Origin of the sequence: Rhodococcus sp. (in: high G+C Gram-positive bacteria), assembly GCF_049591685.1 — a bacterium.
Classification (GTDB): domain Bacteria; phylum Actinomycetota; class Actinomycetes; order Mycobacteriales; family Mycobacteriaceae; genus Rhodococcoides.
This window is the reverse complement of record NZ_JBAWFH010000444.1, coordinates 1-7,143: the sequence shown is the minus strand read 5'-3', so window position 1 is coordinate 7,143 and position 7,143 is coordinate 1. Positions and strand designations below refer to the sequence as shown.

Genomic DNA, 7,143 nt, shown 5'->3' with positions numbered 1-7,143 from the left:
GCGTAGCGTCGCGCAATCTCTGCCGACGGCTCGCCCATCACGTAGGTCCGCGTGGAGTCGGAGTTGTATCCGGGGGCCACCGGGCCACCGATGTCGATCACCACGACGTCGCCCTCTTCGATCACCCGATCGGATACCTCGTGGTGCGGATCTGCGCCGTGCGGGCCCGATCCGACAATGATGAACGCCGCCTCGGTATGGCCCTCTTCGACGATCGCCGTGGCGATGTCGGCGGCCACGTCCGCCTCCGTCCTGCCGACCTTCAGAAAGTCGGGCATTCGACTGTGCACGCGATCGATTGCCTGACCGGCGCGGCGCAAGGCATCGATCTCGGCGTCGTCCTTGAGCATGCGTAGCCGTCGCAGTACCGATGTCGCCAACACGGGCACGCGGCCCAATTTCGTTGCCAGTGGAACGAAGTGCAGAGCCGGCATGGCGTCGTCGACGGCTGTCGCTGCGCCCTGCGGGAGAAGGTCGGCGACGATGTCGTACGGACTGACGCCGTCGACCCAATCCGCCGTCTGCAGGCCCAGTTCGCCTACAGCGGACTCCTTCAGCGCAGCCAGTTCGAGGCGAGGGACAACGACGGTCGGCGTCGCGCCGTTTGCCGGAACGACAAGGCAGATCAGGCGCTCGAACGAACTGGCACGTGAACCGAGCAGATACTGCAGATCGGGCCCGGGCGAAATGAGCAGTGCGGCGAGATCGGCTTCGCGAGCGTATTCGGCGGCGCGGGCCAGGCGTACGCCGTAGATCTCGGACGGAAAGCGTGGGGCGGCGGAATCGGAACTCATGCCTTCAGGCTATCGGCGTTTGGCAAGATGGGTGCCATGACAGCCCCGGGAAAGTCGCCTCTACTCCTTCTCGACGGAGCCAGCCTATGGTTTCGCGCCTACTACGCTCTGCCAGAATCGATTACGGCACCCGACGGCCGGCCGGTGAATGCTGTCCGCGGATTTCTCGACATGGTTTCGGCATTGATGGCGCGCACCGAGCCGAGCCGACTCGCCGTGTGCCTGGATCTCGACTGGAGGCCGCAGTTCCGCGTCGACGCGATACCGTCGTACAAGGCGCACCGAGTGGCCGAAGCTGCGCCAGGGACATCGGAATTCGAGGAAGTACCCGACAGCCTGTCGCCCCAGGTCGACATGATCATGGACGTTCTCGCCGCCGCCGGTATCGCCACCGCCGGAGCCGAGAACCTCGAAGCCGACGACGTTCTCGGAACGTTGGCCGCGCAGGAGCGAACGGACCCGGTCGTAGTCGTCAGCGGGGACCGTGACCTACTACAGGTCGCCGCCGACGAACCGGTGCAGGTGCGAGTGCTCTACGTCGGCCGAGGTCTTGCCAAGGCCGAACTGTTCGGACCCAGCGAAGTCGCCGAAAAGTACGGTGTGCCCCTCGACCGCGCCGGCGCTGCATATGCCGAACTCGCCCTACTTCGCGGTGACGCTTCGGACGGCTTGCCCGGCGTAAAGGGCGTCGGCGAGAAAACGGCATCGACGTTGATGCTGCGGTACGGATCGGTCGCTGCGTTGCGTGCCGCAGCGCTCGACCCTACGTCCGACATGGCGCATGGTGTCCGCGCGAAACTCGCGGCTGCAGCCGACTACCTCGACGCCGCGCTTCCGGTGGTCAGGGTGGTGACCGACGCCGATGTGAAGTTCTCCCGATCGGACGTGATCCCGGCCGCGCCTGCCGACCCCGATCGACTCGCGCAGCTCGGCGAAGAACTCGGAATCACGAACGCCGTTACCCGACTCGTGGCTTCGCTCTCGGCCCACGGCGCCTGAAAATGCACTCGCTCAACGCGGGCGGGACACCTGGTACGTTCCCTCGTCGTCGGTGAACGTCAAGGTCACCGTTCTGCCGACACCGTCGACCTGCAGGGTGCATTCGAACGACGCACCCTGCTCGACCTTTTCGCCGTCGGGGCACGACACGTCCGATACCGTCGACGCGCCATAGGTACCCGTCACGATCTCTTCGACGCCGGATTCTGCAGCCGCACGGTCGAGATTCTTGGAGCCACCGAATGCGAACGCCAACGCGCCGATGACCGCGATGGCGACCAACAGCCCGCCGATGACCATCAGCGGAGTTTTCGAGTTCGAGTTCGTGGCCGGCGCCGCTGGTGGCCGGCCCTGGTCCCACTGCTGGTTCGATGCGTACTGGCCCTGCCCGTACTGCTGCGGCGAATACTGCCCCTGCGGGTAGCCCGCCTGGGGGTACGGCCCCTGCGGATACTGCCCTTGGGGATACTGCCCTTGGGGGTACTGGCTCTGCGGATAGCCGGGCTGCGCATACTGCGCCTGGGGGTTGGGTGACGGAGTCGGCGTGCCATGGCTTGCCTGCTGGGGGTAACCCTGCTGTGGGTAGCCCGGCTGAGAATACTGGCCTTGGGGATAGCCGGGCTGCTGATATTGTCCCTCCGCATACGGGGCAGGCGGCTGCGATGGCTGCCCGTACGGCTGAGGATGCGCGCCTTGCGGGTAGCCCGTCGGGGGGTACTGGCCCTGCGGGTAGCCGCCCTGGGAAGTCTGGCCCTGGGGATACTGGCCCTGGGGATACTGGGTCGGGTTGTCGGCGTTCTGGTTCGACCCCTCGGACTTGCCGTCCTCGTCCGAGGATCGTGTCGCGTACGTTTCCCCCGTATCGGTCGTTCCGGTGTCGGGCGCATCCCCATGTGCGCCGCCGTAAGGGGCCCACTGATCGTCGGGGTTGTTCGGACCGTAAGGGCCGCTCATCACGCCTCCACTCGTATCGGTTGATCGGCCGTCACCCTACGCACCACCGGCGCGGCCGATCGAACCATATCGGACGCGTTCACGCAGCGTCGACCGCGACGACGCCCCTCCGCAGCGCGGCGACCGCCTTGGACGCAGACTTCGATACCTCGGGGTCGGGCGAGGCCAGCCGTACCTGATCGAGGAGATCGATGACCTGGCGGCACCAGCGTACGAAATCGCCTCCCGACAATGCTTTTCCGTTGTCGCCTGCAGCAACGAGCGCCTCTACCAGCGAATGGTTGCTCGCCCATCGGTACACCGCCGTCACGAAGCCCATGTCCGGCTCGCGCGTGGGCGCAAGCTGGTGACGAGCCTCGTCGGCACGCAGTTCGTTCCACACCCGGACCGTTTCCGACAGGGCATGTCGGACGGGTCCCGTCGGTCCCTGGGGCGTCGTGTCGCCTTCCTGCCTGGACTCGAACACCACAGCGGAGACCACCGCAGCCAACTCGGCCGGAGACAGTCCACGCCACAACCCTTGACGCAGACACTCGGAGACCAATAGATCGGATTCGGAGTAGATGCGGCCGAGCCGCGCGCCGTGCTCGGTGACCTGCGGGTTCCTTCCCGGGGTGATGTAATCGCGTTCGCTGAGCAACGCAAGAATTCGATCGAAGCTGCGCGCCAACGAATTCGTCGTTGCCGATACCTTCTGACGCATGGACTCGGTGTCCCGGGCGAGTTTGTTGTATCGCTCCCCCACGCGGCCCAGTTCGTCACGATCAGGACTCGAATGCACCGGATGAGAGCGAATACTGCGGCGGAGTGTGGCGAGTTCCCGGTCGTCGGCGGCAGTCGACTTGATCCTTCGACGACCCGACGGCGCCGACAAACCTGTCGACCGCAATGCAGCGGACAGATCCCGTCGAGTGCGCGCGGTGCGGTGGTCGACGAACCGTGGCAACCGCATCCGGCCGACGGGGTCCGCGGCGGACGGGAAATCGGCCGCCGAAAGGCGCCCAGCCCAGGCGTCCTCGGTGAGCACGAGAGGTCGCGGGTCGTTGCGATCGTCGTCCGGCTCGAGGACTACTGCGAGACCGCTGCGCTTCCCGCTCGGCACCGACACGACATCGCCGCGCTCGAGTGCTTGCAACGACTCCACCGCACGATCACGTCGATCTTGACGGCCTTGCCGTTCGAGTGTCTTCTCCCGCTCCTTCAAACGCTCACGCAACTTGGCGTATTCGAAGTAGTCGCCATCGGTACCGCCCAGCCGCGTGATCAACTGCGCCAGCGTGGTCTCGTTCCGATCGATTCCCCGAACGAGGCCGACGACGGAACGATCGGCCTGGAACTGCGCGAACGAACGCTCGAGCAGGGTACGGGAATCGGCTGCGCCGAACTGCTCGACCAGATTGATCGACATGTTGTAGCCGGGCCGGAACGAACTGCGCAACGGGAAGGTGCGCGTCGAGGCCAGCCCGGCAACCTCGGTCGGCTCGGTACCGGGCTGCCAGAGGACGACGGCATGGCCCTCTACATCGATGCCACGGCGGCCGGCCCGCCCCGTCAACTGGGTGTATTCACCGGGGGTCAGTTCGGCGTGGGTTTCGCCGTTGAATTTGACCAACTTCTCCAACACGACCGTTCGGGCGGGCATGTTGATTCCGAGCGCCAACGTTTCGGTGGCGAACACCGCACGGACCAGTCCCTTGACGAACAGTTCCTCGACGGTGTGCCGAAAGACGGGCAACATGCCCGCGTGGTGCGCCGCCAACCCGCGTTCCAGCGCCTCGCGCCACTCCCAGAAGCCGAGGACCTCGAGGTCCTCGCGTGGCAGTTCGGAGGTGTGCTTGTCGACGATGTACCGGATCTCCTCGGCCTGCTCGGGCGTTGTGAGCACCAGCCGCGACCTCAGACACTGTGTGACGGCACCGTCGCAGCCCGCCCTGCTGAAGATGAACGTGATCGCAGGAAGCAGACCTTCCTGGTCCAACCGTGCAATGACCTCGGGTCTGGGCAACGGGCGGTTGTTGGCACTGGTCCCGTGCCCGCTGCGCCCACGGCCTCGCGCATGCGGCGCCTGCCATCGGTCGACGTATTCGAGTGATTGTCGTTGTTTGACGTGCCGAACGAGTTCGCGATCGACCACGAGCTTCGCGGCGCCGTCACCCGACTGCGCCCGCGTGTCGAACAGGTCGAACAGTCTTCGTCCCACCATGATGTGCTGCGACAGCGGTACCGGACGGTTCTCGTCGACGACGACCGTCGTGTCACCCCGCACGGTTTCCATCCAGGCGCCGAACTCTTCCGCATTGCTGACGGTCGCCGACAGACTGACCAGACGGACGTCCTGCGACAGATGCAGAATGACTTCTTCCCAGACCGCGCCGCGGAACCGATCGGCGAGGTAGTGCACCTCGTCCATGACGACGTGGGATAGCCCATGCAGTGCATCGGAGGATGCGTACAGCATGTTGCGCAGCACCTCGGTGGTCATGATGACGATCGGTGCATTCGGGTTGATGCTCGAATCACCGGTCAGCAAGCCCACCGTGTCGCGACCGTATCGCGCAGTGAGTTCCGCGAATTTCTGGTTGCTCAGCGCCTTGATCGGGGTGGTGTAGAAACACTTTCGTCCCGCAGCCAAGGCGAGATGCACGGCGAATTCACCGATGATGGTCTTTCCCGCGCCGGTAGGGGCACACACGAGAACCCCGTGGCCGGCTTCGAGTGCGGTGCAGGCGTCGACCTGGAATCGATCGAGCGGAAAACTCAGTTCACCCGCGAACCGTTGTAGCTCCGAGATTGGTTTCCGTTCGGAAGTGGACAGGGTCACTCGACCACGTCAGATCGTGTCCGAAAAGTCCCTGTTCGGCTGTGCGGGCTGGTGCGCTGGTGGTTGCACCGAGATCGGTGACTCGATGGAACTTGCTGAATCGATCGACGTTGCTTCGTCATCGGACACTTCACCCCATTCATCGGCTCTCTTGCGCAATTTACGCCTGTCGTTGATGCGGGCGATCTGCACTGCGAATTCGAACAGCACGGTCAGCGCCAACGCGAGCGCAAGCATGGAGAACGGATCCTGCCCCGGGGTGGCAATCGCCGCGAACACGAATAGGCCGAAGATCAATCCACGACGCCATGCCTTGAGGCGCTCGTAGGTGAGCACACCGACGAAGTTGAGGGCCACCACCAGCAGTGGGATTTCGAAGCTGACGCCGAAGATGATGAGCAGATTGACGACGAAGCCGAAGTATTGCTCACCGCCGAGTGCGGTGATCTGGACGTTGTCGCCGATCGACAACAGGAAGTGCAGGCCCTTGGCGACGATGTAGTAAGCGAGAACGGCTCCACCCACGAACAGCACGGCTGCCGCGCTGACGAAGGAGATCGCGTAACGCCGCTCCTGTTTGTACATCCCAGGGGTGACGAACGCCCAAATTTGATAGAGCCACGCCGGGCAGGCCATCACGATGCCCGCCGTGAACGCGACCTTGAAGCGCAAGAGGAACTGATCGAACGGCCCGGTCGCCAGCAGTCGGCATTGGTCGTCGTTGCTCAAGTTGGCGCGCAAACTGGGCTCGAGTGAGCAGTAGGGGCCGCGCAGAATGTCGCCCAGGCTACTGATACCGAGCAGCGTGTGCGAGTACCAGAAGAACCCGAACGTCGTGGTGACCGCGACCGCGAGGAGCGACCACATCAAGCGGGTACGAAGCTCGTAGAGATGATCGACCAACGACATGGTGCCGTCGGGATTCAGTCGGCGCTTGCTGCGCCTCGGATCGAACGGGATTCGCATTCTCTGTCTTCGCTCAGCGGTGAACCGGGGCGCGCTGGCGCCCCGGTTTGTCGCAGTCTTTCGTCAGGCCGACTTGGAATCCGGCTGCACGTGCGCGCCGTTCGTGGCGTGGATGTCGCTCGCGCGAACGTCTGCCTGCGCAGCGGTGTCGAGCTGAGCCGGCGTGGAAGCCGGGGCCGCCGGTGCATCGGATTTGCCGTCGTTCTGCATTTCTTTGACCTCGCTCTTGAAGATGCGAAGCGAGCGACCCAATCCGCGAGCTGCTTCGGGCAGCTTCTTCGAACCGAACAGAATGACGACGACCACAGCAACGATGGCCCAATGCCACGGGCTTGTGAATCCCATGAAAACCTCCCAAGATCAGATGTTCCGAGCCTACCCGAGTTACTGCACCGCAGGCTGCTCAGTGGCCGGACGTTTTCTTCACGTTCACCCCGATGGCATGTAGGTCGAACTATCGACCGGTATCGAGTCGGTCGAGATCGGCGTACGCCGAGAGTGCGCCGCGGGCACGCTCGTCGACGCTGTCACGAAGCTCCGGAGGCCCCAACACCCGGATGCCCTCACCGAAGCCCAGGGTCAAGCGCGTCATCCACGCGTGTGTGGCGA

The 7,143-nt window shown here is 64.3% G+C and carries 7 protein-coding genes; 1 reads left to right on the top strand and 6 read right to left on the bottom strand.

Going from position 1 to position 7,143, the window contains the following annotated elements; translation table 11 throughout:
• Positions 1–794, bottom strand: a 794-nt coding sequence (locus tag WBQ44_RS18600; protein WP_495568148.1) for a M24 family metallopeptidase, incomplete at its 3' end; no start/stop codon positions are given.
• Positions 795–821: 27 nt separating this feature from the next.
• Here WBQ44_RS18600 and WBQ44_RS18595 point away from each other — a divergent pair.
• Positions 822–1,793: a 5'-3' exonuclease gene (locus WBQ44_RS18595; RefSeq protein WP_495568147.1), complete on the top strand. Its 972-nt coding sequence runs from the start codon at positions 822–824 to the stop codon at positions 1,791–1,793.
• 12 nt (positions 1,794–1,805) lie between these two features.
• On the opposite strand, the gene WBQ44_RS18590 is transcribed toward WBQ44_RS18595, so the two are convergent.
• The 5 genes from WBQ44_RS18590 to WBQ44_RS18570 form a co-directional block, all read right to left on the bottom strand.
• On the bottom strand, positions 1,806–2,747 hold the full coding sequence (locus WBQ44_RS18590) for a DUF4333 domain-containing protein (RefSeq protein ID WP_495568146.1): 942 nt from the start codon (positions 2,745–2,747) through the stop codon (positions 1,806–1,808).
• Between the two features lie 79 nt (positions 2,748–2,826).
• Complete coding sequence (locus WBQ44_RS18585) at positions 2,827–5,562, bottom strand: DEAD/DEAH box helicase (protein ID WP_495568150.1); 2,736 nt, start codon at positions 5,560–5,562, stop codon at positions 2,827–2,829.
• 15 nt (positions 5,563–5,577) lie between these two features.
• Positions 5,578–6,534: a twin-arginine translocase subunit TatC gene (tatC, locus tag WBQ44_RS18580; RefSeq protein WP_495568145.1), complete on the bottom strand. Its 957-nt coding sequence runs from the start codon at positions 6,532–6,534 to the stop codon at positions 5,578–5,580.
• Between the two features lie 63 nt (positions 6,535–6,597).
• Positions 6,598–6,879 (bottom strand): Sec-independent protein translocase subunit TatA, encoded by a 282-nt coding sequence (gene tatA / locus WBQ44_RS18575; protein ID WP_495568144.1) that lies wholly within the window; start codon positions 6,877–6,879, stop codon positions 6,598–6,600.
• A gap of 109 nt (positions 6,880–6,988) precedes the next feature.
• Positions 6,989–7,126 (bottom strand): WCX domain-containing protein, encoded by a 138-nt coding sequence (locus tag WBQ44_RS18570; protein ID WP_495568149.1) that lies wholly within the window; start codon positions 7,124–7,126, stop codon positions 6,989–6,991.
• Positions 7,127–7,143: the final 17 nt, after the last annotated feature.

Bases quoted from the DNA above. Each gene is read 5' to 3' on its own strand.
- WBQ44_RS18595 (WP_495568147.1), top strand. From the start codon at position 822: ATGGGTGCCATGACAGCCCCGGGAAAGTCGCCTCTACTCCTTCTCGAC.
- WBQ44_RS18590 (WP_495568146.1), bottom strand. From the start codon at position 2,747: ATGAGCGGCCCTTACGGTCCGAACAACCCCGACGATCAGTGGGCCCCT.
- tatC (WP_495568145.1), bottom strand. From the start codon at position 6,534: ATGCGAATCCCGTTCGATCCGAGGCGCAGCAAGCGCCGACTGAATCCC.
- tatA (WP_495568144.1), bottom strand. From the start codon at position 6,879: ATGGGATTCACAAGCCCGTGGCATTGGGCCATCGTTGCTGTGGTCGTC.
- WBQ44_RS18570 (WP_495568149.1), bottom strand. From the start codon at position 7,126: ATGACGCGCTTGACCCTGGGCTTCGGTGAGGGCATCCGGGTGTTGGGG.